Source organism: Litoreibacter sp. JB4-2 (assembly GCF_055693445.1).
In genome coordinates this window covers 1763658-1788942 of the sequence record NZ_CM146334.1, presented here as the reverse complement: position 1 = coordinate 1788942, position 25285 = coordinate 1763658, and the positions used below count along the sequence as shown (strand labels likewise).

27 protein-coding genes and 1 tRNA gene are annotated in these 25285 nt (G+C 58.8%); 19 read left to right on the top strand and 9 right to left on the bottom strand.

From position 1 onward, the window contains the following. Nucleotides 1-9: 9 nt before the first annotated feature. The 6 genes from lepB (ACZ1G7_RS08905) (at nt 10) to recO (ending at nt 4349) form a co-directional block, all read left to right on the top strand. Nucleotides 10-822 (top strand): signal peptidase I, encoded by an 813-nt coding sequence (lepB, locus tag ACZ1G7_RS08905; protein WP_472663461.1) that lies wholly within the window; start codon nt 10-12, stop codon nt 820-822. Between the two features lie 19 nt (nt 823-841). Further along, nucleotides 842-1504 (top strand): signal peptidase I, encoded by a 663-nt coding sequence (gene lepB / locus ACZ1G7_RS08900; protein ID WP_472663460.1) that lies wholly within the window; start codon nt 842-844, stop codon nt 1502-1504. Nucleotides 1505-1579: 75 nt separating this feature from the next. Further along, nucleotides 1580-2263: a ribonuclease III gene (gene rnc, locus ACZ1G7_RS08895; RefSeq protein ID WP_472663702.1), complete on the top strand. Its 684-nt coding sequence runs from the start codon at nt 1580-1582 to the stop codon at nt 2261-2263. Next, on the top strand, nt 2256-3173 hold the full coding sequence (era, locus tag ACZ1G7_RS08890) for a GTPase Era (protein WP_472663459.1): 918 nt from the start codon (nt 2256-2258) through the stop codon (nt 3171-3173). Before rnc ends, era begins: the two co-directional genes overlap by 8 nt. Then, a complete protein-coding gene (locus tag ACZ1G7_RS08885; protein ID WP_472663458.1) occupies nt 3170-3505 on the top strand; it encodes a DUF1491 family protein in 336 nt (111 codons plus the stop codon). Before era ends, ACZ1G7_RS08885 begins: the two co-directional genes overlap by 4 nt. Nucleotides 3506-3632: 127 nt before the next feature. Continuing rightward, nucleotides 3633-4349: a DNA repair protein RecO gene (gene recO, locus ACZ1G7_RS08880; protein WP_472663457.1), complete on the top strand. Its 717-nt coding sequence runs from the start codon at nt 3633-3635 to the stop codon at nt 4347-4349. A 6-nt stretch (nt 4350-4355) separates the two neighbouring features. On the opposite strand, the gene ACZ1G7_RS08875 is transcribed toward recO, so the two are convergent. Further along, a complete protein-coding gene (locus tag ACZ1G7_RS08875; protein WP_472663456.1) occupies nt 4356-4739 on the bottom strand; it encodes an META domain-containing protein in 384 nt (127 codons plus the stop codon). Nucleotides 4740-4828: 89 nt separating this feature from the next. After that, nucleotides 4829-6520 (bottom strand): acyl-CoA dehydrogenase family protein, encoded by a 1692-nt coding sequence (locus tag ACZ1G7_RS08870; protein ID WP_472663455.1) that lies wholly within the window; start codon nt 6518-6520, stop codon nt 4829-4831. 151 nt (nt 6521-6671) lie between these two features. Here ACZ1G7_RS08870 and ACZ1G7_RS08865 point away from each other — a divergent pair, with 151 nt between their 5' ends. Further along, nucleotides 6672-7442 (top strand): sulfite exporter TauE/SafE family protein, encoded by a 771-nt coding sequence (locus ACZ1G7_RS08865; protein ID WP_472663454.1) that lies wholly within the window; start codon nt 6672-6674, stop codon nt 7440-7442. Between the two features lie 2 nt (nt 7443-7444). Here the strand turns inward: ACZ1G7_RS08865 and ACZ1G7_RS08860 are convergent, their stop codons facing one another. Genes ACZ1G7_RS08860 through ACZ1G7_RS08845 form a run of 4 tightly spaced genes read right to left on the bottom strand, consistent with a single transcriptional unit; the run spans nt 7445 to nt 12211 of the window. Further along, nucleotides 7445-7750: a DUF4387 family protein gene (locus ACZ1G7_RS08860; protein ID WP_472663453.1), complete on the bottom strand. Its 306-nt coding sequence runs from the start codon at nt 7748-7750 to the stop codon at nt 7445-7447. Continuing rightward, nucleotides 7747-10203, bottom strand: coding sequence for an extracellular solute-binding protein (locus ACZ1G7_RS08855; protein ID WP_472663452.1), 2457 nt, complete (start codon nt 10201-10203; stop codon nt 7747-7749). Before ACZ1G7_RS08855 ends, ACZ1G7_RS08860 begins: the two co-directional genes overlap by 4 nt. Further along, entirely contained in the window at nt 10173-11549 is a 1377-nt protein-coding gene (locus tag ACZ1G7_RS08850; RefSeq protein ID WP_472663451.1) for a sensor histidine kinase, read from the bottom strand. Before ACZ1G7_RS08850 ends, ACZ1G7_RS08855 begins: the two co-directional genes overlap by 31 nt. After that, nucleotides 11546-12211 carry a response regulator transcription factor gene (locus tag ACZ1G7_RS08845; protein ID WP_472663450.1) on the bottom strand — a complete coding sequence of 222 codons (666 nt, stop codon included), beginning with the start codon at nt 12209-12211 and terminating at the stop codon, nt 11546-11548. The genes ACZ1G7_RS08850 and ACZ1G7_RS08845 overlap by 4 nt, the downstream gene beginning before the upstream one ends. Nucleotides 12212-12319: 108 nt before the next feature. Between ACZ1G7_RS08845 and ACZ1G7_RS08840 the strand changes: the two genes are divergently transcribed. The 5 genes from ACZ1G7_RS08840 to ACZ1G7_RS08820 all read left to right on the top strand — a co-directional run bounded on the left by ACZ1G7_RS08840 (nt 12320) and on the right by ACZ1G7_RS08820 (nt 17322). Beyond that, nucleotides 12320-13300: a Bug family tripartite tricarboxylate transporter substrate binding protein gene (locus ACZ1G7_RS08840; protein ID WP_472663449.1), complete on the top strand. Its 981-nt coding sequence runs from the start codon at nt 12320-12322 to the stop codon at nt 13298-13300. 67 nt (nt 13301-13367) lie between these two features. Beyond that, a complete protein-coding gene (locus tag ACZ1G7_RS08835) occupies nt 13368-13859 on the top strand; it encodes a tripartite tricarboxylate transporter TctB family protein (protein ID WP_472663448.1) in 492 nt (163 codons plus the stop codon). 1 nt (nt 13860) lies between these two features. After that, nucleotides 13861-15381, top strand: a complete 1521-nt coding sequence (locus ACZ1G7_RS08830) for a tripartite tricarboxylate transporter permease (RefSeq protein ID WP_472663447.1) — start codon at nt 13861-13863, stop codon at nt 15379-15381. Next, complete coding sequence (locus tag ACZ1G7_RS08825; RefSeq protein ID WP_472663446.1) at nt 15371-16558, top strand: CaiB/BaiF CoA transferase family protein; 1188 nt, start codon at nt 15371-15373, stop codon at nt 16556-16558. Before ACZ1G7_RS08830 ends, ACZ1G7_RS08825 begins: the two co-directional genes overlap by 11 nt. Next, nucleotides 16555-17322, top strand: coding sequence for a citryl-CoA lyase (locus ACZ1G7_RS08820; RefSeq protein ID WP_472663445.1), 768 nt, complete (start codon nt 16555-16557; stop codon nt 17320-17322). The genes ACZ1G7_RS08825 and ACZ1G7_RS08820 overlap by 4 nt, the downstream gene beginning before the upstream one ends. A gap of 108 nt (nt 17323-17430) precedes the next feature. On the opposite strand, the gene trpA is transcribed toward ACZ1G7_RS08820, so the two are convergent. Next, nucleotides 17431-18222 (bottom strand): tryptophan synthase subunit alpha, encoded by a 792-nt coding sequence (trpA, locus tag ACZ1G7_RS08815; RefSeq protein ID WP_472663444.1) that lies wholly within the window; start codon nt 18220-18222, stop codon nt 17431-17433. A gap of 81 nt (nt 18223-18303) precedes the next feature. Here trpA and ACZ1G7_RS08810 point away from each other — a divergent pair, with 81 nt between their 5' ends. Beyond that, nucleotides 18304-18495, top strand: a complete 192-nt coding sequence (locus ACZ1G7_RS08810) for a hypothetical protein (protein ID WP_472663443.1) — start codon at nt 18304-18306, stop codon at nt 18493-18495. A 60-nt stretch (nt 18496-18555) separates the two neighbouring features. Next, a complete protein-coding gene (gene ychF / locus ACZ1G7_RS08805; protein WP_472663442.1) occupies nt 18556-19653 on the top strand; it encodes a redox-regulated ATPase YchF in 1098 nt (365 codons plus the stop codon). A 23-nt stretch (nt 19654-19676) separates the two neighbouring features. On the opposite strand, the gene ACZ1G7_RS08800 is transcribed toward ychF, so the two are convergent. Next, nucleotides 19677-20150 carry a hypothetical protein gene (locus ACZ1G7_RS08800; protein ID WP_472663441.1) on the bottom strand — a complete coding sequence of 158 codons (474 nt, stop codon included), beginning with the start codon at nt 20148-20150 and terminating at the stop codon, nt 19677-19679. Nucleotides 20151-20316: 166 nt separating this feature from the next. Here ACZ1G7_RS08800 and ACZ1G7_RS08795 point away from each other — a divergent pair. The 5 genes from ACZ1G7_RS08795 to ACZ1G7_RS08775 all read left to right on the top strand — a co-directional run bounded on the left by ACZ1G7_RS08795 (nt 20317) and on the right by ACZ1G7_RS08775 (nt 24446). Continuing rightward, a tRNA-Ser gene (locus tag ACZ1G7_RS08795) sits at nt 20317-20406 on the top strand. Between the two features lie 167 nt (nt 20407-20573). Further along, entirely contained in the window at nt 20574-21752 is a 1179-nt protein-coding gene (locus ACZ1G7_RS08790; RefSeq protein WP_472663440.1) for a tyrosine-type recombinase/integrase, read from the top strand. After that, the gene (locus ACZ1G7_RS08785) at nt 21749-22669 is read left to right on the top strand and encodes a hypothetical protein (protein ID WP_472663439.1); all 921 of its coding nucleotides are present in this window, start codon (nt 21749-21751) and stop codon (nt 22667-22669) included. The genes ACZ1G7_RS08790 and ACZ1G7_RS08785 overlap by 4 nt, the downstream gene beginning before the upstream one ends. Nucleotides 22670-22742: 73 nt before the next feature. Then, nucleotides 22743-22949, top strand: coding sequence for a MerR family transcriptional regulator (locus ACZ1G7_RS08780; protein ID WP_472663438.1), 207 nt, complete (start codon nt 22743-22745; stop codon nt 22947-22949). Nucleotides 22950-23426: 477 nt separating this feature from the next. Beyond that, complete coding sequence (locus ACZ1G7_RS08775; RefSeq protein ID WP_472663437.1) at nt 23427-24446, top strand: site-specific integrase; 1020 nt, start codon at nt 23427-23429, stop codon at nt 24444-24446. Nucleotides 24447-24513: 67 nt separating this feature from the next. Here ACZ1G7_RS08775 and ACZ1G7_RS08770 read toward each other — a convergent pair whose 3' ends face one another. Next, complete coding sequence (locus tag ACZ1G7_RS08770) at nt 24514-25275, bottom strand: tyrosine-type recombinase/integrase (protein ID WP_472663701.1); 762 nt, start codon at nt 25273-25275, stop codon at nt 24514-24516. Nucleotides 25276-25285 lie beyond the last annotated feature (10 nt).

Genomic DNA, 25285 nt, shown 5'->3' with positions numbered 1-25285 from the left:
GAGCGCGACATGGCGACCACGGACGAAAAAGAAGACGGCCTGACCGAAACCATAAAAACGGTGGTTTATGCGCTGCTGATCGCAGGCGTTTTCCGCAGCTTCTTCTTCCAGCCGTTCTACATCCCAACCGGCTCCATGAAAGACACGCTGCTGGTCGGCGATTTCATGTTCGTCAACAAAATGGCTTATGGCTATTCCAAGTTTTCCTGCCCCTTCGGCATGTGCCCGATCCCCGACCGCATTCTGGCGCGTGATCCGAAGCGAGGCGACGTGGTCGTCTTCCGCCATCCGACCTCGGGTCAGGATTACATCAAACGCCTGATCGGTCTGCCCGGCGACACCGTGCAGATGAAGGAAGGCGTGCTGTATTTGAACGGCAAAGAACAGCGTCAATCACCTGACGGCCAGTTCATCGAAGAATACGCGGCCCAAGGGTCGCAAGGCGGCTACCCACGCTGCGAAAATGGCGCTGTGGGCGAGGGCGCGGATTGCCTCAAGTCCCGTTCAATCGAGATGTTGGACGGCTACGGCCCGCACGCTGTGCTTAACATCGAAAGCCGCCCGAAGCCGCCCGCAGGACAAGCCAATGCGGATAACACGCCGATCTTCACTGTGCCTGAGGGCCATTTCTTCTTCATGGGCGACAACCGCGACAATTCAATCGACTCGCGCTTCCCGCAAGGGCCGATTGGCGGCGTCGGCATGGTGCCTTTCCAGAACCTACTGGGCCGCGCGGACCGGGTGATATTCTCCTCAGCCGGCACCCGGATGCTGTTTTTCTGGACATGGCGCGGCGACCGCTTCTTTGAGGCCATCCAATAGGCATGCGGGGCCAATAGGCATGGCAGAGCGGCGCCGGGCAGAATATCTGCTGATCGCCATCCTTGGGCCAATCGCGCTGTGCTTTGTCGCCCTGTTCCTGATCTGCCGTCCTTATTGGATCCCCACCGGTTCGATGAAGCCCGCCTTGCTGGTGGGCGACTATCTTCTGGTCAACCGCGCAGCATACGGCTTTCCCGCCTTGATGTGCCGGGTCAGCGACTGCGCTAATCATATGGGCCCGTTCGGTGGCCTACCCGCACGCGGCGATGTGGCGACTTTTGCGCATCCCAATACAGACACCCATTACATCAAGCGCGTGATCGGCCTGCCCGGCGACACGGTTGAGCTGCGCGCCGGTGTCACCTATCTGAACGGCGCCGCGCTGGATCAGCAACCCATCGCTGATTTTGAAGAACGCTACTCGCTGGAAAACGGCACGGTACGGTGCAGCAACGCGCCCGTAGCAATCGGCGGCATCTGCGCCAAAACCCAGGCGATGGAGACCCTGCCCAATGGCGCGCGCTTCGCGACGCTCAACATCAAGGACGGGCTGTCCGCTGATTTTGCGGGGCCGTTTGACGTGCCCCCGGGCCATGTTTTCGTGATGGGCGACAATCGAGATAATTCGCTGGATCTCGCGCTACCCCGAAGCGGCGGGCGGCATCGGGTTTGTCCCGCTTGAAAATATGGTCGGAAAGGCGGAGATTATCGTCTTCTCGTTAAAGGGCCAAAAAGGACGGATGTTTAAATGGGTGGAATGAAGGTCTCCGCGGATTTGGCCGCGTTCATGCAGCGTCTAGGCCATAAGTTTGCGCAGCCCGAACGTCTGGTGCGCGCGCTGACGCATGGCTCGATCTCGTCGGCCACCCGGCCCGACAACCAACGGCTCGAATTCTTGGGCGACAGGGTGTTGGGCTTGGTGATTGCCGAGGCGATCCTGAAAGATGACACCTCCGCCGCCGAGGGCATCCTTGCGCCCCGCTACAACGCGCTGGTGCGCAAGGAAACCTGCGCAGACGTCGCGCGCGAGATCGAACTGGGCGCCGTGCTAAAGCTGGGCAAATCCGAAATGGTCTCCGGCGGTCGCCGCAAGGAAGCGCTTCTGGGCGACGCTATGGAGGCGGTGATCGCAGCCGTCTATCTGGATGGGGGCCTTGAGGCTGCGCGCGCCATGATCCTGCGTTTCTGGGCCAAACGCATCGCCACCGTTGAGGCCGACGCGCGCGACCCCAAAACCGCGCTGCAGGAATTGTTGCAAGCCCGTGGCCAGAACCCGCCCCAATATGACATCATCAAACGCGACGGACCCGACCACGCGCCGCAATTCACCATTGAAGCCCGCGCCGAAACCGGGCACAGCGCGCAGGCTCGGGCCGGATCAAAACGTCAGGCAGAGCAGGCCGCCGCCAAGGCGCTATTGGAAAGTTTAAGCAATGAGTGAAGCACAGACACGAGCCGGGTTTGTCGCCCTGATCGGGGAGCCAAACGCGGGCAAATCCACCCTGCTGAACCGCATGGTCGGCGCCAAAGTCTCGATCGTGACCCACAAGGTGCAGACCACCCGCGCGCGCATTCGTGGCGTCGCCATGGAAGGGGCCGCGCAGCTGGTCTTTGTCGACACGCCCGGTCTGTTCAAGCCCCGTCGCCGTCTTGACCGTGCCATGGTGGCTGCCGCCTGGACCGGGGCGGGCGACGCCGATGTGGTCGTGCTGATGGTAGAGGCGCATCGCGGCATCACAGAAGGCGTGAAAGCGATCTTGGAGGGGCTGGGCGACCGCGTCGGGACCGCCAAAGTCGCGCTGGCGATCAACAAGATCGACAAGGTGAAATCGGACGCGCTGTTGGGCCTGACGAAAGAGCTGAACGAGGCCTATCCCTTTGCTGAGACCTTCATGATCTCAGCCGAGAAAGGGCATGGCGCCGATGCGCTGCGCCAGTGGTTGGCGGGTGAAATGCCAGCGGGCCCGTGGCTCTACCCCGAAGACCAGATCGCTGATCTGCCGATGCGCATGATTGCCGCCGAGATCACCCGCGAGAAGCTGACGCTGCGACTGCATCAGGAATTGCCCTACCAAATGACCGTCGAGACCGAAAATTGGGAAGAGCGCAAAGACGGCTCCGCCAAGATCGATCAGGTGATCTACGTGGTGCGCGATGGGCATAAAGGCATCGTGCTGGGCAACAAAGGCGAGACGATCAAAGCCGTCGGCAAAGCCGCGCGGGAGGAACTGGTCGAGTTTCTGGGCCGAAAAGTTCATCTGTTTTTGCAGGTCAAAGTGCGCCCCGGCTGGCTGGAAGAAAAAGAGCGCTATTCCGAGATGGGGCTCGATTTCAAAGACGGGAATTCATGAGCGAGCGTCTGACAGCGGACTTTTGGGTCGGCGCCTATCTGCGCCGGTTGCAGCTTGAAGATATCCCGGCCTTTGTGACGGCCAAGGGCGATGCTACAGCGGGCGCGGTGTTGGTGAAGTTGAACACGCTGGACGGGCAGGCCTGCTGCTACCAGCGCAGCTTTGATCTGATGAGCGGAGAGCGGGCCTGGGTCGTGCTGGCGGAGGGCGCTGAGGCCGAGGTCGACGCGGCCCTTGCCAAACAACGCAGTTTTGACCCTGACCTTTGGGTGATCGAGGTCGAAGACCGTGCCGGCCGGCATTTGCTGGACGCGCCCGGCTTGTCAGAATGAGCGCCTGCGGCGCGCATGAGGTTTTGCGCCGCGCTGCGCGCGCCGCGATGGAGGGGGCTCTGCCCCCGGTGCATGCGCACCTCCCCCGGAATATTTTTGAAACAATGAAGTTAGGGGCATTGGGCTGATGGAGTGGCGCGCGGAGGGAATATTGCTCTCAGTGCGGCGTCACGGTGAGCATGCAGCGATTATTGAGGTGTTTACCAAAGACCACGGGTTGCATGCGGGCGTTGTGCGTGGCGGGACGTCGCGCAAACTGGCGCCCGTTTTGCAGCCCGGCGCGCAGCTGGACCTGTCATGGCGGGCGCGGTTGCAGGACCATTTGGGGGCTTTTACTGTTGAGCCGGTGAAGTCGCGCGCGGGTCAGGTCATGGGCGACCGGCAGGCTTTGGCGGGGTTGAATGCGGTCTGTGGTTTGCTGTGTTTTGCGCTTGCCGAGCGCGACCCGCACCCGGAATTTTACACCCAAACGCTTGATCTGTTTGACCGGTTGGGCGGCGACCCGGTCTGGCCTTTGGCCTATTTGTTTTGGGAATTGGCCTTGCTGGAAGAGATGGGGTTCGGGCTGGATCTGGACAGCTGCGCGGTAACGGGCGAAACGCAAGATTTGCGCTATGTGTCGCCCAAATCAGGGCGGGCCGTGTCTGAGAAAGGCGCAGGGGAATGGGCGGATCGGTTGTTGCCTTTGCCCCCGTCCTTGCGCGGGTTGATTGGCAGTGATGCGCTAGACGAGGTGCCTGAAGGGTTGCGCACGACCGGGCATTTTATCGAAGGGTGGATGGCCAGTGCCCTTGGCAACAAGCCTGTTCCGGCGGCGCGGCGACGGCTGATCGACGTACTTTAGCGGCGCCTATTCGGCCAGAAATTCCATCAACGCGCCATCGGCGGTGCTGAGTATCAGGTTCGGGCCGGAGACCTCCGACAGGGTCATGTGTGCGAGGGCCGCGAAATAGTCGGCCTCCGCCGTGAGGTCGGGGCAGGCGCGTTTCGTGGCCCGAATTGGCCCGGCTTTGAACCACGGGTACGGCACGTCTTGCGTGGCGGAAAAGCTGTTGCAGGGGCCTTGGCCGGTGATTTGGCCTTCTTGCGGGAAGGTGATTGTCGCGCGGGCTGGGTATGGCGCGCCGTTTATGCTTTTCAGAACAAAGACTTGGTCTGCCGCGCCGTAACCGGTCAGGGTTTCATCCGTGCAATATCCCATCAGGAATGGGATCAGGAGGGCCAAGCGATACATGGCCCAACCTTATCTACCCCAGCAGCCTGCGCGCAATGACCTGAGCTTGGATTTCCGCGTGCCGCAGGAAAACACTCCCCGGAGTGTTTTCATCCCAAAAGGCGGCGTGCGATGACTTGCGCTTGGATTTCCGCGGCACCTTCAAAGATGTTGAGGATACGGGCGTCGCAGAGGATGCGGCTGATTTTGTATTCCAGCGCAAAACCGTTGCCGCCATGGATTTGCAACCCGTTATCGGCGCAGGCCCAGGCGACGCGGGCGCCGAGCAGCTTGGCCATGCCGGCCTCTAGGTCGCAGCGGCGGTCATTGTCCTTCTCGAAGGCGGAGAAATAGGTGAGTTGGCGCGCGACCATGGTTTCCACCGCCATCATGGCCAGCTTGCCGGAGACGCGCGGGAAGTTGATCAGCGCCTTACCGAACTGCTTGCGGTCTTGGGCGTATTGCGTCGACACGTCCAGCGCGGAGGCGGCGACGCCAATGGCGCGGGCGGCGGTTTGGATGCGGGCGCTCTCGAAGGTTTGCATCAGTTGCTTGAAGCCCTGACCCTCCACGCCGCCCAGAAGGTTTTCGCCTTTGACTTTGAAATTGTCGAAGGCCAGCTCATATTCCTTCATGCCGCGGTAGCCCAGCACCTCGATCTCGCCGCCGGACATGCCGTCGGTGGGGAAGGGGGCCTCATCCGTGCCGGGGGTTTTTTCGGCCAGAAACATCGACAGGCCTTTGTAGTCGGTCGTGTCCGGGTCGGTGCGGGCCAGCAGGGTCATCACCTGCGTGCGGGCCGCGTGCGTGATCCATGTCTTGTTGCCGGTGACGGTGTAGTCGTCGCCGGTTTTCACGGCGCGGGTGCGCAAGCTGCCCAAGTCCGAGCCGGTGTTGGGTTCGGTGAACACCGCTGTCGGCAATGTCTCGGCGGAGGCCAGCTGCGGCAACCATTTCTGCTTTTGCTCTTCCGTGCCGCCGCAGATGATCAGCTCGGCCGCGATTTCGGATCGGGTGCCCAAAGAGCCCACGCCGATATAGCCGCGTGACAGTTCTTCGGAGACGACGCACATCGCGGTTTTGGACATGCCGAAGCCGCCATATTCCTCAGGGATGGTCAGGCCAAAGACGCCGAGTTCGGCCATTTCTTCGATGATCTCCATCGGGATCAGCTCGTCTTTCAGGTGCCAGTCATGCGCATGCGGCTCGACCTTATCGACGGAGAAACGGCGGAATTGCTCCCGGATCATCTCCATCTCGTCGTCAAGGCCGGAGGCACCGACGGTGATATTCGCCGACTGCTCCTGCATCAGCTCAACCAGACGGGTGCGGGCGGTCTGGGTGTTGCCGTTCTGGGTCAGCGCCATCACGGACGGGTTCATCATGGCGCGCTGGTCGTCCTGGGTCAGCCCAAGATCTTGCGGGCGCAGCATTTCGCCCTGGCTCATCGGGATGCCGCCGTAAAGCTGCCAGAGGTATTCGCCAAATGCGATCTGGTGGATCAGCTGTTCCGCCTCGCCAAACTTGCCGTCAGCCTGCAGCCGCTCCGCCCAGTTCTGCATCTGCTGCAGCGCTTGCGCGTAGGTGGCGATCCAGGCCAGCCCATGGGCGGCGGTCTGATTTTCTTCAAGCAGGCGGCCCGATATGCGGCCATTTTCGGTGACCAGGGCGGCCACGCGGGCCTTGGCGGTCGCCATCAATTCGGTCACGGCGGGGACGGCATCGGCCGTCAGCCCAAGCAACCCGTCCAGAATGATGCTCTGCGTGCTGTTCATCTCAATGCCTTGCCCGTCATGTGCCATGGTCGAGATCCTTCAAAAAGCGGTCTCGACCCTTTTAGATATTGTGCAGGTGCAGCGCAATTATAATTCGCGATGTAGTTACGAATTGAACAATTATGTCGCAGGTCCTTTTGGGGCTGCACCCGTTTGCCCGCCAATGTATCACCATTTCATGGAATTTACGCAAACACTGATGGCGCAATACGGGGCGTTCGTTGTGGCCTTCGCCTGCGCTGTCGCTTTCTTGGGCGGGTTGGTCAAAGGTATGGTCGGTTTTGCGCTGCCCGCGATCATGATTTCGGGGCTGGCCTCCGTGATGTCGCCCGAGCTGGCGCTTGCCGGGCTGATCATCCCGACCTTGGCGGCCAATGGCGCGCAATCATTGCGCCAAGGTGGCAAGGCGGCGTGGCAATCGATCAAGCGGTTCCGGTTGTTTCTAGGCGTGGGCGCGGTGATGCTGGTGTTCAGTGCGCAGCTTTTCACGCTTTTGTCGGTCAACATGCTGCTGCTGGGGATCGGGCTGCCGATTGTGCTGTTTTCGGTGTTCCAGCTATCAGGGTGGCGCCCAACATTTCAAAATAGCCCAAAGCTAGAGGTTAGTGTCGGCGCCGTCGCAGGCTTTGTCGGCGGGTTATCTGGCGTCTGGGGCCCGCCAACCGTGGCCTATTTGACCGCCATCAACACCCCAAAGCAGGAACAATTGCGGGTCCAGGGCGTCGTCTTCGGGCTTGGGGCCGTGGCTCTGGTCTTGGCGCACCTCAATTCCGGCGTGATCCGGGCGGAATCGCTCAAACTGTCGGCGGTATTGATCGTCCCGGCCATGATTGGCCTGTGGCTGGGCTTTCAGGTGCAAGACCGCATCAACCAGGCCACGTTCCGCAAAATCACGCTGTGGGTGTTGCTTCTGGCCGGGCTCAACCTTGTGCGCCGCGGGCTGTTTTGAACCTACCCAACCGGCCCTAAATCCGACAGCAAATTGGCAAAGGACGCGCCATGCATGTCGCGGTCAAACCTTGTACCTTGTATTTCAGGGCGCGGCAGGCTGAATTTCAGGACGTTCAAGTCAGCAATCTCGTAGCGTTTCAGCGTCGCCACTGATGTGCCAAGCGCCTGTGCCACTCGCGCGTCATCGGCAATCTGGCACACTTGGTCAAACGCGGCGCGTGTTTCGCAGAAAATGTCGATTGTCAGCCAAAACGGGCCCGCATTTTTTGACCGGATTTTCATCGCTAGCTGGGACAAAGTGGTCACGCGCGCATCTCCACCACATTAATTTCAAACGCATCCATCGGGTTCTCCAGCTCAAGAACGTGGTTCAGGCAAAATTCGTAAATCTTACCCCGACCCATTTCGGTGGGCGAAAATGGGAAGGCGAAGGTTGGCATTTCCTCTTGTTCGGTTAGCGGGTGGTGCAACAAATACGGGTTCAGGATTTTGGCGACCTCGCGCGAAGTGGCTTCCGACGCCGCCGTGACAATGCCCATAACGCCGACTTCGCTGCCAATGCGCGCGGCTGTTTCAAGCGGACCCAGCGTTGCGTCGGCCCCGATCAAGCGGATTTCTAGGGTGAAGGCCTCATTCACCCGCTCGATGGCCTTTCGGGTGCATTTTTCCTCAATATCGGCCACCCATTCGCGGATATGTTCGACATATCTGGGCTCACGCACCAAGGCGAGCGAGACGGTCTGATACCCGCCACTGCGCGCCCCCTCCAGCTTGACCGTATAGGTGTCGCTCGGCACCCATTCGCTGCCCGTCACCCGCACTGTTCTGTCGTCAAGCGCCTCATATTTGGCCTTGATTACATCCAGATGGCCGCCGGGCTCATACAGCTGATAAGGGTTCGAGTTTTCGTAAAGCATATGCGCCGAGGCCGTGTAGGGCGTGGCTTTTGCGCTCTCGCCCATCGGCTCCATCGTGAAGCCCGCCTCGTCAAAACTGATCATGATCGTGCCGGAATTCGGGCTGGTGGTGGCCAAGGCCCCGCATTCGCCGATCTTCGCGCCATGCCAGGCCGCGCCCGCATGACAGCCGCGCGACAAGGGCAGCGCCGCAATGGTGGCGGTGTCAGTTGTGCGCCCGGCAATGACGATATCCGCCCCGGTTTCTAACGCTGCCTGAATCTGCTCGGCGCCAGCCAAAGCGACGATATTGGTGCAGCTTTCCAGCAGCTCGGCGCTGATATCGATCACCGGTTCCAGCGGTTTGATTTTCTGGGCCTGCAAAGCCGCGACCATTTTGGCGTTCACTTGGCCCGATTTCAGCACCGCGACTTTTACAGGCTGCCCGGTCTCGGAAACGATTTCACGGGTGATATCAACCAGCCAATCCACGGCGTCATCCGCGCCGCTTGTGCCCGCCGTCCCAATGACCAGGGGCACGCCTGCTTGGGCGCGGGCGTCCATCAATTCGCGCCATTCGGATTTGATCGAGCCGCGCGAATATTTCGACGTCCCCGTGCCAAGGTAATGCGGCCCGCTATCGGTCGACCCGCCGTCAATCGCAATCAGGTCGGGTTTCTCAGACACCCCGCGCGCAAGCGCCGCGCGGTCATAGCCGAGGCCAAGCGCCCCGGAAGGGATCAAGATTTTGGTAGTCACTGGTTGCGCCATGTCATCCTCGCTTTCGCTGGCCTTGCGGTAAACCACCGACCTGACAGGGTGCTGACGCCCGCCGTGTAACCGCGCTATTCCTGCAGAATAGACCGTTCCCATTCCGCAATAAAGTTGCGGCTCTTGAACTGGTCGAGATAGACCAGCAGCCCCGGCCCAAGGCTGATGCGGTATAGCGAAGTCTCGTTCGCCTGATCCAGAACGGTCGATTGCAGCAGCGGCAGAATCCCCGTCCGGGAAGGTCTGCCCCAGCACGAAATCCAAAAACTCCGCCGCCAGCTGCGGGTTTTCCGCGGTCGTCGGGATCAGCATCGTGCGCAGCATCACGATAGAGAAGTCGGAGGGCAAAATGATCGTGAACGCGTCCGAATCCTCGCGCTGCTCCGCGTAGCTGGCCAGCACGTTGTAAACGATCGCCAGCTTCCCGCTCACCACGTCGTCGATCATGTTCGAGGTGCAGCAGTAAAGCTGCGGGTCCAGCGTGCCCATCACCTCCGTCAGCCGCCAATAGGTGTCCGACGCGCGGGCGTCCTGCGTGGCAAACAGGTAGCCCGACCCGGATTGGCGAATGTCATAGGTCCCGACCCGCCCCTCAAAAATCTCGGGGTTCTGGCGCAGGGTGTTGATCAGCTCTTGGCGGTTCTCCGGCACGGGCAGGTCCGCAAACGCGTCGTTGGAGATCACAAAAGCCGCCGGCTCCTGCGTGAAGGCAAACACCATCTCGTTCCACACCGCCCAGTCCGGCAAATTCTCGGTTTGGTCCGAGCTATGCCGCCGCGCCATCCCGTCATTGGCCAGCTTGGTCTGCAAATCCATCGCGCTGGAAATCGCCAGATCAAACGGCTGCTGCTCGTCCAGCACCGCGCGCATCACCTCGGTGGAGCTGGCGACCGTGTAGTCAATGCTCACCCCCGGATGAACGGCCAGGTAGGACTGGATCATCGGCTCAAAGAAGCTGGTATCGGCCGTCGACAGGATGCGCAGCACCCGATCGGCGCCCGCGTCGCCAAACACCGCGCGGTCTTCGATCTCAAAGGCATGAGCCAGTGTTGAAACCCAAATCAGCCCAAAGGAAAGGACAAGGTTACGCATGCGCCGCCTCCTGAATTGTTGCCAAGCGCGATGGTGCCGCCATGGGCGCGCATCACCTCGTCGACGATGGTTAGCCCAAGGCCGGAGCCCACGACGCTTTGCGCGTTCTCCCCGCGCTCGAACCGTTTGAGCAATGTGTCGGTGTCAATTTCCGTGAACCCCGGGCCGGAATCCGACACGACGATGCGAAACCCGTCGCCCGCATTAACCAGTGAGACTTCGACCGCGGTCCCCCCGCTGGAATATTTGATCGCGTTATCAAGCACGTTATGCAGCGCATTTTGCAGCAAAATGGCGTCGCCCACGATCTCCGCCGGGTCAAGGCGCGCGATCTCCACGCGGATCTCTTTCAGATCGCAGACGGGTCGCAACCGTTCCACGGTTTCGGTGATCAGCTCATGCAGCTGAACACGCGTCGATGACAGGTTGTCGGTGCGAAACGTCACCATCGCATGATCCAGCAGCTGCCCGGCCGTGCGGGAGCTTTCGTCAATCGCCCGGATCATTTCGCGCACCGCGTGGCGGTTTTCTTCTTTCTCGACGCGGCGCAGGGTAATCTCGGCCTGCGTGCGGACAATCGCCAACGGGGTGCGGACCCTATGGGCGGCCTCGGTGATAAAATCCTCGGACCGGGCCAGCGATTTTTGAAGCCGCGCCATCAGGTTGTTCAACGACACCACCAGCGGGGCCATCTCGCTTGGCACCGGTGCCGCCACCGGGCGCAGGTCGGAAGGACCCCGGCGCGACACCGATTCCGTCAAGCTGTGAAGCGGGCGAATGGTACTGCGCGCAATCACCATCGCCATGATCGCCGAAAGTGCGAAAAACCCCGCGCCAATGCTCAGTGATATCCGCGAAATGCGGGCGAGGTCGCGGGTCATGCCGGTCAGCGTCTGGGCGACCGACACTTCCAGAAACGCCTGCTTGTTGTCGATGGAAAAGCTGCGCCGCGTCGCCGCGATCCTGATGTCCTGACCAAGATAGGTCACGGATTGGAACGTCATGTCGTTGCTGCCAAAGGTCTCGGGCCGGGGCAAGTTGTCGTAGCCCGACAGAAATTCGTCCTGCAACCGGATCGCGTAAAACGCGCGCTCATCCGTCACCCGGTCCAGCATCGACAGCGCCGAATAGGGCAGGTCGACTGACATCTCGCCCTGCGACACTCGGGCGCTGTCCAAAATCGAAATCGCCGACGCGGCAAGGATGTTATCTTGCGTTTCCTGCGCGATCTGCTGGAAGACCGATTGCATCACAATATACAGCAGCACCCCCGTCAGCGCCGAGCTGACCAACAGCATGAACAACAATCGCTGCCGAATGCTGCTTTTGGTGTTTGGCGCTGTCATGCCAGTTCTAATTTGTAGCCCAATCCGCGGACCGTTGTGATCGAGACATCGCTGTCATCAAGATGCTTGCGCAGGCGTCCGACATAGACCTCAATCGCGTTCTCGGACGCGTCTTCGTCGTAGGAAAACAACCGGTCCACCAGCTTGGGTTTTGAAAAAACCTGGTTCGGCGCATTGACGAAAATCTCGAAAAGGCGCAGCTCGCGCGTGCGCAATTTGGTCTCGGTGCCATCTATTTTCAGCGTGCCCGCGAGGGAATCAAATTCCAACGCCCCGAAGGACACCACGTTGCGCGCCTCGCCGCCCTGACGGCGCAAAACGGCCCGGCAGCGCGCTTCCAGCTCTGAAAAATCGATGGGTTTGACCATGTAATCATCGGCCCCAAGATCCAGCATCCCGACACGATCTGACACCTCAGAACGGGCGGTCAGAACAATGATCGGTGTGCGTGATTTTGCTGCCCGTTGTTGCGCCAGAAAGCTGCGCCCGTCGCCGTCTGGCAGCATAATATCCAATAAAATCAGATCGTAATCAGCCGTGTGGATGTAATCCGTTGCCGTCGCCAGATCGCCTGCATGATCGACCACATGCCCGTCCAGACCAAGCCGGTCCACCACGGCGCGTGCCAAGGCATCATTGTCTTCAATAAGCAGAAAACGCATGTCGGGTTTTTCTTTCTCGCACCTTGTCAGCCGTGTGTCAGTTTGGACCGTCAAACTTGCCCGACATGAGCGGCCTGTGCCGTAAATGTCAAATGGGAGGAAATTTACATGACTTTTAAAATGGGCCGCCGCGCCCTTATCTCTGCTGTTGCAGCATTCGGACTTGCTGGCCCCGTGCTGGCGGATGGCCATCAGGTTGTCGACAGCATCCACTTCTTGATCCCCGGCGGTGCCGGTGGCGGCTGGGACGGAACCGCGCGCGGTACTGGCGAAGCTTTGACAGCTGCGGGGCTTGTGGGCTCTGCATCTTATGAAAACATGTCTGGTGGTGGCGGCGGTAAGGCCATCGGCTACCTGATCGAAAACGCCGATAGCAACCACGGCACGCTGATGGTGAACTCGACACCTATCGTGATCCGGTCGCTGACCGGTGTGTTCCCGCAAAGCTTCCGTGACCTGACACTGGTTGCAGGCACAATCGGCGACTACGCAGCGCTAGTTGTTGCAGCCGATAGCGACATCAAAGACGTGAATGGCCTGATCGATGCGTTCAACGCGGATGCCTCTGCTGTTGCCATCGGCGGTGGCTCGGTTCCGGGCGGTATGGACCACTTGGTCGCGGCCATGGTGTTCCAGGCTGCGGGCGCTGATCCTGTTGCGATGAAATACGTCCCCTATGACGGTGGCGGCGCGACAATGGCGGGTCTTCTGTCTGGCGAAGTTCAGGCTGTCTCCACCGGGTTTTCTGAGGCCGTTGAGCTGGCCAAAGCCGGCGAAGTGCGCATCATCGGCGTGACCGCTGACGAACGCGTCGACGCCTATGCCGACGCGCCCACAATGGTCGAGCAAGGCAATGACACCACGTTCGTTAACTGGCGCGGGTTCTTTGCGGCACCTGGTCTGCCAGCCGACAAGCTGGCCATGTACCAGGACGCCATCGACAAGATGTACGCCACTGAGGAATGGGAAGCCGTGCGCGCTCGCAACGGCTGGGTCAACATCCACAACCCTGGCGCCGAGTTCGAGACATTCCTGGAAAATCAGGAAACCGTCATTGGCGATCTGATGAAGAAGCTGGGCTTCCTCTAAAACACCGCACTTATGGCGCGCCCGGCCTGCATGGATCGGGCGCGCCTCCTTGGGAGGGGACACACTAATGGCGATTGATCGCTGGATAGCCTTCGTGATCTTGCTGCTCTGCCTGGCATATGGGTACGGCGCCTATTTCACGATGGACGGGCTCTTGCCGCCCATCATGAAGCAACGCCCGATCTGGCCCTCAACCTTCCCGAAGGTCTTGGTCACAGGCGGCATCATCTTCTCACTGATCATCCTGCTGGGCCTGGAGAAAACCCCCGCCAAGGAAGACACCGGCGACATCAGCCTGTCCCGCCTCAGCGAATACAAATACGGCCAAGCGATCCTGCTGCTGGGCCTTATGGTCGCCTACGCGGTGCTGCTGCGCCCGCTGGGGTTCATCGCGTCGACCTTCCTGTTCCTGACGCTCGGCAGCTTCATCCTGGGCGAGCGCCGCTACCTGCTGATGGCCGTCGTCTCTGCCATAGCCGCCGGGTTTGTCTGGTATCTGGTGGACGCGGTGCTGGGCATTTTCCTGCGCCCGCTGCCCCTATTCCTGGTCGGAGGCTGACATGCTGGACGGGCTTCTCGTCGGTCTGCAGACCGCGTTTACATTCACAAACATCATGATGGTCATCGGCGGCTGCCTGATCGGCACGTTCATCGGCATGCTGCCCGGGCTGGGCCCGATGTCGATCATCGCGATCATGATCCCGGTGGCGATCACCATCGGCGATCCGTCCACGGCGCTGATCTTGCTGGCGGGGGTCTATTATGGCGCGGTCTTCGGCGGCTCCACGTCCTCCATCCTGATCAACGCGCCGGGCGTTGCCTCCACGGTCGCCACCTCCTTCGATGGCTACCCGATGGCGCGCGCGGGCATGGCGGGCAAGGCGCTGACAATCGCTGCGATCTCGTCCTTTGCGGGCGGCACAATCGGCGCGGTGCTGCTTGCCATTTTCGCCCCTGCGCTCGCCTCGGTCGCGCTGCTGTTCCACAGCTCGGAATATTTCGCGCTGATGGTGGTAGGCCTGTCGGCAATCGCGGCCTTCGCGGGCACGGGGCAGGTCTCCAAGGCGCTGCTGATGACCTTCGTGGGCCTGATGATGGCCACGGTGGGCGAGGGCGTGCTCTTCAACATGCCGCGCTTCACGATGGGGGTCATGGACCTGCAGTCGGGCTTTGGCTTCATCACGCTGGCCATGGCCATGTTCGCCCTGCCGGAGGCGATCTATCTGGTGCTCGACCCAAGCCGGTCCAAAACCGGCGACGGCGACTCCGGCAAAATCACCAACCTGCGCATTTCGCGGGACGAGGCGCGCTCGATCGCCCCCGTCATTGGCCGCCAATCCCTGCAGGGCTTCTTCATCGGCGTACTGCCCGGCGCGGGCGCCACAATCGCGTCCTTCCTCGGCTACGCGGTGGAACGCAACATCGCGCCCAAAGAGGAACAGGCACAATTCGGCAAAGGCGCGCCCAAGGGCATCGCTGCGCCGGAGGCTGCGAATAATGCCGCCTGCACCGGGTCATTCGTGCCGCTGCTGACGCTGGGCATTCCCGGCTCCGGCACCACGGCGATCTTGCTGGGCGCGTTGATCGCGCTCAATGTCAGCCCCGGCCCGCGCCTGATGGTTGATGAGCCGCAGATCTTCTGGGCGGTGATCATCTCGATGTATCTGGGCAATCTGGTGCTGCTGATCCTCAATCTGCCGCTCATCCCCTACATCGCCAAGGTGCTGGCGGTTCCGCGCAACTACCTGATCCCGTTCATTTTGTTCTTCACGCTGATGGGCGCCTATATCGGACAAAACAACGCGACAGAGCTGCTGATCCTTGTAGGTTTCGGCGTCTGTGCCACGATGCTGCGCTTTGCCGACTACCCGCTCGCGCCGCTGCTGATCGGCTTCATCCTCGGCCCGCTATTGGAGAATAACTTCTCCCGCGCCATGCAGCTTTACGATGGGGTCGCCTTCATCTGGGAACGCCCGATGACGCTTGGCCTGCTGATCCTGGCCGTCATTCTTGTGGTCCTGCCCAGCTATCGCCAGCGGCGCGCGCGCATTCGTGCGGAAGGCGTTGCAGATGGGGACTAGCCCGCTGGCAGGGATCAGGGTTCTTGACCTGACAAATGTGCTGGCCGGGCCCTATTGCTGCTACCAGCTGGCGTTGATGGGGGCGGATGTCATCAAGATCGAACGGCCCGGTTCGGGTGATCTGGCGCGCGTTCTGGGCGCTGATCCGGCCCGCAACAAGGCCAATATGGGGATCAGTTTTCTGGCCCAAAATGCCGGGAAAAAATCTGTTACGCTCGACCTGAAATCCCCGCGCGGCAAGGAGCTGTTGAAAACTCTGGTGCAGGGCGCAGATGTCCTTGTCGAAAATTTCAGGCCCGGTGTGATGAAGCGACTGGGCCTCGATTACGACGCGCTGAAACGCGTGAACCCCAAGCTGATTTACTGCGCAATCTCAGGCTTCGGGCAGACCGGTCCGCGCAAAGATGACCCGGCCTATGATCAGATCGTGCAAGGCGTGGCCGGCGTCATGTCGATCACCGGCGCGCCCGCCACAGGGCCGTTCCGCGTGGGCTATCCGCTGGCCGACACAACAGGCGGCATGACCGCCGCCATGGCCATAGCGTCTGAACTGAACGCGCGTCCGCGCGGCGCATTTCTGGATGTGTCGATGACAGATGCAGTGGTCTCGGCCATGGGGTGGGTAGTCTCAAACCACCTGATTGGCGGGGTCGCTCCGGCGGCGCATGGCAATGAAAACACCACATCTGCGCCCTCGGGCACCTTTGCCACAGCCGATCAACCGATCAACATCGCCGCCAACCGGGATGAACAATGGGACGCATTGGCCCGCCATTTGGGCCGTGCCGATCTGTTGGACAATCCGGCCTACCTGACGCGCGAAGATCGCAAAGCCAATCGCCACGCCCTGCGTGCTGAGCTGGAAAAAGCGCTCACCACAAAACCCGCCGCTGGTTGGGTCACAGCGCTCAACGCGCTTGGTGTGCCGACCGGCCCGGTTTTGACCGTGCCGCAAGTTCTTGAAGACCCGCAATTGAAGGATCGCGGCATGATCGCCACGCTTCCCATGGGGGCCGAGCAGATCCAAGTGACCACCGCCCCTGTCGTTGTCGATGGCGTCAGACCCGCGCCTGATACGCCGCCGCCGACGCTTGGGCAGCACAATGCAGAGATTTGGACCGAAGCCGGGCTCTCAGCAGATCAGATTTCAACGCTGAAAGACGAGGGCGTGATATGAGCGATGTTTCAGATTGGTGGCGCACCTCCATCATCGACATGGAACCGGGCCGCATTCATCTGCGCGGCCATCCGATTCAGGACCTGATCGGCAATACCAGCTTTGCTGAAATGATCTGGCTTATGGTGCGTGGCGACAGGCCCAGCCCTGACCAAGCCCGATTGTTCGAGGCGGCTTTGGTTTCAGCCGTTGATCACGGCCCCCAAGCCCCCTCCATCGCCGCCGCGCGCATGGCCGTGACCTGCGGTTTGCCGCTTAACAATGCCATGGCGAGCGCGGTCAACATGCTGGGCGACGTCCATGGCGGCGCGGGCGAGCAGGCGGTAGAGCTTTACTATCACATCCGCGATTTTGACGGGGACACCAGCGCCGCCTTGGATGACTGGATCGCTGCGCACGGAAAAATTGTCCCCGGTTTCGGGCATCGGTTTCACGACCCCGTGGACCCGCGCGCACCACGCCTGATGGAACTGGTTGATGAGGCTGTTGTTGCAGGCGCTTGCATGGGCACGTTCCGCCAGATCGCGGGGCAGGTTGAACAGAACCTCGCGTCGCGGAAAACCCGCGCCATCCCGATGAATATCGACGGCGCAACAGCCGTGATCTACGCCGAGCTGGGGTTCGAACCGCCGCTTGCCCGCGGTCTGTTTTGCCTGTCGCGATCCGTCGGCATCCTCGCCCATTCCTGGGAACAGCTTCAACAAGGCGGGCGCAACAAAGGCCCGACGCCGCCCGGATATCGCTGGACATATGACGCGACCTGAAGGCGATCTGCGGCGCGTGCCGCAGAGGTTTCTAAATCGTTAAAATTTTTTGAGAAGTGTTTTTGATCAAGTACTTGCCGGATTCCCCGCATGCGGGGCGGCGCGATTTCAGGCGCGATGCGCCCCATCAGCCAGGGATTTCACAAAAGCCAGCACCTGCTCCGGGCTCTCTCCATCCGCGATCTTCTGAACGATGGCCGAGCCCACAACGGTCCCATCAGCCACCCCAGCAATCGCCTCCGCAGACTCGGGTGTCTTCACCCCGAAGCCCACGATAATCGGCAAATCCGTGCTTTCTTTCATCCGCGCCACCTCCGGCGCCACATCACCCGCCTGAGCCTCCGCAGCCCCCGTGATCCCGGTGATCGAGACGTAGTAAACAAACCCCGACGTATTCTGCAGCACCTTCGGCAACCGCTTGTCATCCGTCGTCGGCGTCGCCAGCCGAATGAAGTTCAACCCCGCCGCCTGCGCCGGAATACACAGCTCGCTGTCTTCCTCCGGCGGCAGGTCCACCACGATCAACCCGTCCACCCCCGCGTCCTTCGCATCGACCAGAAACCTGTCCACGCCATGCGAATAGATCGGGTTGTAGTATCCCATGATCACAATCGGTGTCACTGCATCGCCGGTCCGAAAATCCCGCACCATCTGCAGAGTTTTCTCCAACGTCATGCCAGCTTCCAGCGCCCGCTGCCCGGCCAGCTGAATGGTCGACCCGTCCGCCATCGGATCGGTGAAGGGCAGACCCAGCTCGATGATATCAACGCCCGCCGCCGGCAATCCTTTGACGATCTCCAGCGACGTGTCGTAGTCGGGATCGGACGCCATCACATATGTCACGAAAGCCTTTTTGCCTTCGGATTTCAAACGGGCGAACGTGTCGTCGATGCGGGTCATGGGCGTCTCCAAATCTGCTCGCGCAGTCTTGCCGCAAGCCGGGGGGATGTTCAATCGCCCAATCATGCCTATATGGGGGTCATGAACTACGTATTAGCGCTTTTTCTGCCCCCGTTGTCGATCCTGCTACTTGGCCGGGTCTTTCTCGCAATCTTCGTTTTTATCATCTGGATCCCTGCACTGATCTTTTCGGGCGGGCTGACACATCCGATGTTCATAGCGCTCGCCTGGCTTTTGATCTTCCAATCCCAAGAAGACCGCCGCGCCCGCTGAGGCTTGCGCGCGCCCAGCCTTGCCCGTAGGTAGCGGCGAGCGAGAGAGAAGGAGCGTCAGATGGGTTTCAAAATGGGCATAGTCGGGCTGCCAAATGTCGGCAAATCGACGCTATTTAACGCGCTGACCAAAACTGCTGCCGCGCAGGCCGCGAATTTCCCGTTTTGCACGATTGAGCCGAATGTCGGCGAGGTTGCCGTACCAGACGCACGCTTGGACACGCTCGCAGGGATTGCGTCGTCCAAACAGATTATTCCGGCCCGGATGACATTTGTGGACATCGCAGGGCTCGTGAAAGGCGCCTCCAAGGGGGAGGGGCTGGGCAACCAGTTTCTGGCCAATATCCGCGAAACAGACGCTATTGCCCATGTGCTGCGCTGCTTTGAAGATGGTGACATCACCCATGTCGATGGCCGCGTGGACCCGGTCGAAGATGCCGAAACGATCGAGACCGAGTTGATGCTCGCCGACCTAGAATCCATCGAAAAGCGGCTGGTCAATATCGTGCGCAAAGTGCGCGGCGGTGACAAAGAGGCGGTCCAGCAAGAACGCCTGATGAAAGCCGCGCAAGAGGCCCTGGAAAACGGCAAGCCGGCACGCAGCGTCGACGTGGATGACGATGACATGAAGGCTTGGAAAGGCCTGCAACTTCTGACCACCAAGCCGATCCTTTATGTTTGCAATGTCGACGAAGCCTCCGCCGCTGAGGGCAATGCATTCTCGGCGAAAGTGGCTGAGATGGCCGCGGCGCAAGGCGCGGGAACCGTCGTAATTTCCGCTCAGATTGAAGAAGAGATATCGCAGCTAGAGGCTGACGAAGCCACCATGTTTCTTGAGGAAATGGGTCTGGAAGAAGCCGGACTCGACCGCTTGATCCGCGCGGGCTACGAGCTGCTGAAGCTAGAGACCTATTTCACCGTAGGTCCGAAAGAAGCCCGCGCCTGGACGATCCGCGAAGGCACCTCAGCGCCGAAAGCGGCGGGGGTCATTCATGGTGATTTTGAAAAAGGCTTTATCCGCGCTGAAACCATCGCTTATGACGACTTTGTCGCGCTTGGCGGCGAACAACCGGCTAAGGAGGCAGGCAAGATGCGCGCCGAAGGCAAGGCCTATACCGTCAAAGACGGTGATGTGCTGCATTTCCTGTTCAACACCTAAAGCGTTTACTGAACCTAAAGCGTTTACTGACGGGCCAGATCAAAATTTGCGATCTGTGCCCAGGCCTGTAGGCGGGCGATAACGCCCATCTGACGCGCGATCAGATATTCACCCGCATCGCTGACCGTGATGCGTGGCGCACCACCAAGCTGGGTTGGCTTTTGCTGATGTACCTTGGAAAAACCGCTGGTATTCATCTTGATCACGACCTGTTTGTACTCGGTCAGCCGTTCCAGATAGGCGCGTGCGCGCTTTGCCTCATAGGGCGTCGTCCCAATTGTCGCTAAAAACCTGTCTAGGGCACTGCGACAGCTATCCGACAAAACCGCGTTGAGATGCATATTGGGGCCGCGATCCAAGAAGCGCGCGCGGTTCTCGAAATAGTGGCAGGTTCGTGTAAGCGGGTCGACCTGAAGCTCTGCCCATGGCGAAGCAGAAAAGCCAGGCCGCACAACACCCAGGCTGATCAAAAACAGAAACAAAATCCATCTGGCCATACAAAACACCTCTACGTTCTTGGCCGTGAACCGAGGCAGCCCCGGCAGTGTAATATGAATTGTCATGGAACCGTTACAATTTTGTTGAGCCAATTTTTTGACGCTCGTAAGGCAAGCCAAATTTCAATGCTTGCGGAGGCTGCGCGGCATCGCTAAACGGGCAAGTGGAGACGTGGCCGAGTGGTCGAAGGCGCTCCCCTGCTAAGGGAGTAGGCCCGGAAGGGTCTCGAGGGTTCGAATCCCTTCGTCTCCGCCACCACACCATTATTGCTAGTTTGATCGGGCCGCCTTGGGTGGCCTTTTTTCTTTGTTTTATTGATCAGAAGGTACTCTTTCGTCGGCCTTGAGTTTTCTTCGATTGGATCTATATTCGTTCCTTGAGTGGTATTGAATGTGGTATTTTTGATGGCCCTATCGGGCAAATTGACAAAGAAGCTTGTCGAGAACCTTGGCGCTGGGCGGCATGGCGATGGCAATGGATTGTATCTGGTGGTCGATCCATCAGGCGCGCGGCGCTGGATCGTGCGCGTCGTGGTCAAAGGGGCCAAAAATAAGAAGGGCGCGCCTTTGCGGACCGACTTCGGACTTGGCGGGGCGGATATTGTAACAATCAACCAAGCGCGCGAACGAGCGCTCGAATATCGGCGCATGGCCAAGCAAGGTCTGAACCCGCGATTCAACGCCCAGCGCGAAATTCCGACATTCGAAGAATTTGCACAACAGGTTCATCTTGAGCGGATGCCAACGTGGAAGAACGCCAAGCATGGCCAGCAATGGATCAATACCTTGCGCGACTATGCCTTTCCCAAGATTGGGCGGATGCCCTTGGATGGTATCGATCAGCCAGAAGTCATGATGTGCCTGTTGCCAATTTGGACGGAAAAGCACGAAACAGCTCGGCGATTGGCACAGCGGATCAAGACGGTTTTGGATGTGGGAAAATCCAAAGGTTTCCGTTCTGGTGAAAATCCTGTGATGGGGATCAAGGACGCGGGGGCATTGCCCAAGGTTAAAGCCAAACCAAGACATCACAAAGCGATGGCTTGGAGTAAAGTGCCTGCCTTCTACGCTGATCTGAAGTCGCGCAATGCGATGGCGGCAAACGCTTTGCGGTTTACCTGTTTGACAGGATCGAGGACGAATGAGGTTCTTGGGATGCGGTGGGATGAAATCGACTTGGATGCGCGGTTGTGGGTCTGCCCAGACGAGCGAATGAAAACGGGCGAAGAGCACCGCGTTCCGCTTACGGATGAAATGCTGGCGATCATTGAACCATTGCAGGCATTAAGGTCTGAATACGTGTTTGAGGGCCAGAAACGGCACAAACCACTTTCAAACATGGCGATGTTGATGCTGTTGCGCCGCATGAATGTTGAAGGAGTTACGGTCCACGGGTTCAGGTCTACGTTTCGCGACTGGGCGTCGGAAGTCGCCAACGCGCCACGTGAAATCGCCGAAATGAGCCTTTCGCATCGGTTTGGGTCGGATGTGGAACGGGCTTACGCGCGTTCTGATTTGCTGGACAAACGACGGGCATTGATGGAGCGCTGGTCTCTATATGTTTCGGACCAAGGCGGCAAAGTTGTGAGCTTGGCGCGATGAGTAGACGAAAAACGATATTTTATGGAGGGAGCCTCGATGAACGGCTAAACACCTGCCTTGGTTTCCCAGAATATGAGCGCGCTCGGGAGCTTTTGCGGGAGATTGATTTTGAGGTGCCTGAGATCGATTGGTTCTCAATTGAGTCCGTTTGCGATCACGAAATTTCAGCCTATTCACGGGAAGAGATCGATCTAGCATTTGAAGCAGAAATTGGGTTCAGGGTGCGTAGAGCCGTCACTCAAGAACTGAGTGGGTCAATGCCCAAAGACGAGACGTCGGAAGCTGAATTTCTTAGAAAAGCTGATAGGATCGCTTCGCTTGCTCAAAAGCTGACGCAAGAGATTGATGAGTTGGCCGAAATTGGTAGCGCGTTGATTTTAAGGCCTTTGCGTAAAGATGGCCTGACTTCTGTAGAAGAGCCGGAAGAGTTCTATGCCAAGGTTACTGGTAGAACAGAACCACCAACTTCCGGTTGTTTTGCTGACTACTACTCATTCAGGAAGGTGTTGGATTACTACGCAACATTTTCGGCTATGAACGGTGACTTTCAGTCACTCACGGGTGACAGATTTGGTCGAATGCTCGATTATTCTTGGTATGAAACGTTTGTTAGAAGAGTGGTATTGGCGCTGTGGCCGACGAGCTTTCCTATGACTGTCACAATCCCTACAGATACCAATATGGACTACGCTTCGCCTGTAATACTGGTTCTTGAAGAGCTTCGCAGGCAGTTTAAAGAATTGGCGGACCAAATGCCGGGACTGTCCGATATGCGTGAAGAGTGGAGCTATCGCCAACATGCCCGCCTTGTTTTGAAGCTCAGAGAGGATTTTGAGAAAAGCGAGGTATTCTGGGCGCAAGTGCAACTTCGAAAATATGAAGCGGATCAATCCGCTATTCGCAAAAATGAATTGTGAAAGCGGATTACCAATCAAATAGAATCGAAGGCAGTTAGGTCGCGTTGAAGCATCCTGAGCGGAGTTAAATGCGATGAAACTGTTCGACCAAAACCGAAATTACGTCCTTGTTGACGAAGAACTCAACCTCATTGGGGACCGCGATAAACTGGCGCAATGGCGTCACAAAGGCGTGGGGCCAGCCTTCTACCGATTGGGCCGCAAGATCATCTATCGCGGAGCCGATTTGAATGCCTGGGCCGATGCCCAGCGTGTTGATCCGAGTGATGGCCGCTCCTAATGTCGCGGCGCTTCAAGACGCGTCGTATCAAAGGTAACAAAGCCTATCGAATTGATGAGCTAGCGGATGCCGCGGACGTAGTGCCTGCGACGGTCCGACAATGGCTTAAAGCCGGCATGGATCGGCTCGATGGCAACCGTCCGACGATTATTATGGGGTTTCAGGCGCTCGCCTTTCTCGAAGCTCGCAAAGCAAATGCAAGTCGCCCATTAAGCTTGGGGGAGTTCTATTGCTTCCGTTGCAAAGCCCAAAGAAGCGCGCTGGGCGCGATGGCGGACTATGTGCGCGCGAGTACCACGGGCGGTCGTTTGAAGGCGCTATGTTCCGTATGTGAGTGCCAATGCAATCGTAATGTCAGTGCCCGTGAGATGCCCGCCATTCGCAAAGTTCTGGAAGTCGTGAACAGGGACAGTCGGTTACCCTAAAGGAACCCCTCAACCCCCTCTTAAACCTACACTTCGGAAAGGACGCTGAGTCATGCGGAAATACAATGCAGAAAACGAGCGATTGAAGCGGCGATATGAGCAGTATCTGCGTGAAGCCAAAGGGCAAGACGACAAGTCCATTGACAAGATGCGCGCGGCCCTAGTGAAGTTTGAAGAGAGCACCAAGTACAAGCCGTTCAAGGTGTTCCGTGTCGATCAGGCGCGTCAATTCAAGGACGCCTTGAGCCGCGCTAAGACCGTCCAAGGCAAGCCGTTGGCCCTTACAACGATTGATGCAACGCTGAGGTTGGTCAAAGGGTTCTTCCATTGGCTGGCAGGCCAACAAGGCTTCAAGAAGGTAGTGACCTATTCGGAGGTCGAATACTTCAACAACAACCGAAACGATGCCCGAGCGGCCCGCGCCCAGCGCACCGTTCAATATCCTTCAACGAAAGCCATCTATCATGCGTTTCAAGGGATGGCTGATCGAACTGAGTTGGAACGGCGCAACAAAGCCATGTTTGCCTTCTTGGTGATCACGGGCGCGCGGATCGGGGCCGTGTCTTCGTTGCGTCTCAAACATATCAACCTTGTTGATGGGTTTGTGTTTCAGGACGGGCGAGAGGTTCGCACGAAAGCTGGCAAGACCTTCACAACATGGTTCTTCCCAATGCATCCAGACTATCTAGCGTTTTTCACCAAGTGGGTGACTTATCTGCGCGGTGAAATGATGTTCGGCTCCGAAGACGCGGTATTCCCACGGCCCGAGCGGCGGTTGGTCAACGGAAAGTTCGTCTTCGATACCGTCTCACGCGACATCTATGCCAACGGGTCCATCGTCAACGAGGTTTTTAAGGCGGCATTCACGCAAGTCCAGATGCACGCTTACGGCGCGCACAGCATCCGCAAAACACTTGTTCAAGAGATGAACGACCGCGATCTGACACTTGCCGAACAAAAAGCATGGTCGCAGAACTTGGGGCACGAGAATTTTGCCACAACTGTGTCTAGCTACCTACCTGTTTCAAATCAGCAACAGGGCGCACTAATTAGAGGGCTGACGAAAGCTTGAGGCACCCCCATGATCTTTGGGTGAACAATGCCGAAATACTCGCAGTGACGGCGCATAAGGGCCGACTTTATCTCAGCTCTTCTTCACGTTCCCGCAGTAGGCTCACTAACTCACCACGCGCCTTACTCCTATTCTTTCTTGGCCATGACCATTGGGGCTCTGCTTTGCTCTGCAATGTATCTCGCAATCGTTTTAGTCTCGGATCTTCCACCGCCGTCTGAAGTGGCGCAAATCGGCATGAGATTTCGTTTTCAAGCCCATCGCAGCACAAGTGGCCATAAGTTCGGCTAACGGTATAAGTGTTGGTGTGGCCTAGTTGCTTCGCAACCATCGCAAGCGGCGTCCCTGCCTGTACCAGTTGGCTTGCGTAGGTGTGTCGCAGGCCGTGAAACACGAAACCTTCGGGCAAGCCAGCCCGCCGCACGGCTTCCTTGAATAAGTGTTTATGGCAGCCAGACCATGCCCGACCCGAGGACATCCGGAAGACGAGGTCTTCGTCATCTGAGTCTACAACTTGATCCAAGAAAAATGTCATGCCTTCGTTTGGCAGTACTACGTATCGCCCACGATGACTCTTCATTGGTTGAACATAGATTCCAAAAACGTGTCCCCCGACCTCTCGTGCTTTCAGGCGCGTCAATTCGGACACTCGGCAGCCTGTATAGAGAGCACCCTGCACCAAGAGGGCTAAATCGGGGCGGCAGGAAGCGATGAGGCGCTTTGCCTGTGCGCGTGTCAAAAAGAACTGCCGCGGTGTGTCAGCGTGTGGAACCCGTCTGATACGCCTCCAGTACAGTTCACTTTTAACATCACCATTTTCCCAAGACATCTCGATTGCC

Bases quoted from the DNA above. Each gene is read 5' to 3' on its own strand.
- lepB (WP_472663461.1), top strand. From the start codon at position 10: ATGGCGACCACGGACGAAAAAGAAGACGGCCTGACCGAAACCATAAAA.
- lepB (WP_472663460.1), top strand. From the start codon at position 842: ATGGCAGAGCGGCGCCGGGCAGAATATCTGCTGATCGCCATCCTTGGG.
- rnc (WP_472663702.1), top strand. From the start codon at position 1,580: ATGAAGGTCTCCGCGGATTTGGCCGCGTTCATGCAGCGTCTAGGCCAT.
- era (WP_472663459.1), top strand. From the start codon at position 2,256: ATGAGTGAAGCACAGACACGAGCCGGGTTTGTCGCCCTGATCGGGGAG.
- ACZ1G7_RS08885 (WP_472663458.1), top strand. From the start codon at position 3,170: ATGAGCGAGCGTCTGACAGCGGACTTTTGGGTCGGCGCCTATCTGCGC.
- recO (WP_472663457.1), top strand. From the start codon at position 3,633: ATGGAGTGGCGCGCGGAGGGAATATTGCTCTCAGTGCGGCGTCACGGT.
- ACZ1G7_RS08875 (WP_472663456.1), bottom strand. From the start codon at position 4,739: ATGTATCGCTTGGCCCTCCTGATCCCATTCCTGATGGGATATTGCACG.
- ACZ1G7_RS08870 (WP_472663455.1), bottom strand. From the start codon at position 6,520: ATGGCACATGACGGGCAAGGCATTGAGATGAACAGCACGCAGAGCATC.
- ACZ1G7_RS08865 (WP_472663454.1), top strand. From the start codon at position 6,672: ATGGAATTTACGCAAACACTGATGGCGCAATACGGGGCGTTCGTTGTG.
- ACZ1G7_RS08855 (WP_472663452.1), bottom strand. From the start codon at position 10,203: ATGCGTAACCTTGTCCTTTCCTTTGGGCTGATTTGGGTTTCAACACTG.
- ACZ1G7_RS08850 (WP_472663451.1), bottom strand. From the start codon at position 11,549: ATGACAGCGCCAAACACCAAAAGCAGCATTCGGCAGCGATTGTTGTTC.
- ACZ1G7_RS08845 (WP_472663450.1), bottom strand. From the start codon at position 12,211: ATGCGTTTTCTGCTTATTGAAGACAATGATGCCTTGGCACGCGCCGTG.
- ACZ1G7_RS08840 (WP_472663449.1), top strand. From the start codon at position 12,320: ATGACTTTTAAAATGGGCCGCCGCGCCCTTATCTCTGCTGTTGCAGCA.
- ACZ1G7_RS08835 (WP_472663448.1), top strand. From the start codon at position 13,368: ATGGCGATTGATCGCTGGATAGCCTTCGTGATCTTGCTGCTCTGCCTG.
- ACZ1G7_RS08830 (WP_472663447.1), top strand. From the start codon at position 13,861: ATGCTGGACGGGCTTCTCGTCGGTCTGCAGACCGCGTTTACATTCACA.
- ACZ1G7_RS08825 (WP_472663446.1), top strand. From the start codon at position 15,371: ATGGGGACTAGCCCGCTGGCAGGGATCAGGGTTCTTGACCTGACAAAT.
- ACZ1G7_RS08820 (WP_472663445.1), top strand. From the start codon at position 16,555: ATGAGCGATGTTTCAGATTGGTGGCGCACCTCCATCATCGACATGGAA.
- trpA (WP_472663444.1), bottom strand. From the start codon at position 18,222: ATGACCCGCATCGACGACACGTTCGCCCGTTTGAAATCCGAAGGCAAA.
- ACZ1G7_RS08810 (WP_472663443.1), top strand. From the start codon at position 18,304: ATGAACTACGTATTAGCGCTTTTTCTGCCCCCGTTGTCGATCCTGCTA.
- ychF (WP_472663442.1), top strand. From the start codon at position 18,556: ATGGGTTTCAAAATGGGCATAGTCGGGCTGCCAAATGTCGGCAAATCG.
- ACZ1G7_RS08800 (WP_472663441.1), bottom strand. From the start codon at position 20,150: ATGGCCAGATGGATTTTGTTTCTGTTTTTGATCAGCCTGGGTGTTGTG.
- ACZ1G7_RS08785 (WP_472663439.1), top strand. From the start codon at position 21,749: ATGAGTAGACGAAAAACGATATTTTATGGAGGGAGCCTCGATGAACGG.
- ACZ1G7_RS08780 (WP_472663438.1), top strand. From the start codon at position 22,743: ATGAAACTGTTCGACCAAAACCGAAATTACGTCCTTGTTGACGAAGAA.
- ACZ1G7_RS08775 (WP_472663437.1), top strand. From the start codon at position 23,427: ATGCGGAAATACAATGCAGAAAACGAGCGATTGAAGCGGCGATATGAG.
- ACZ1G7_RS08770 (WP_472663701.1), bottom strand. From the start codon at position 25,275: ATGTCTTGGGAAAATGGTGATGTTAAAAGTGAACTGTACTGGAGGCGT.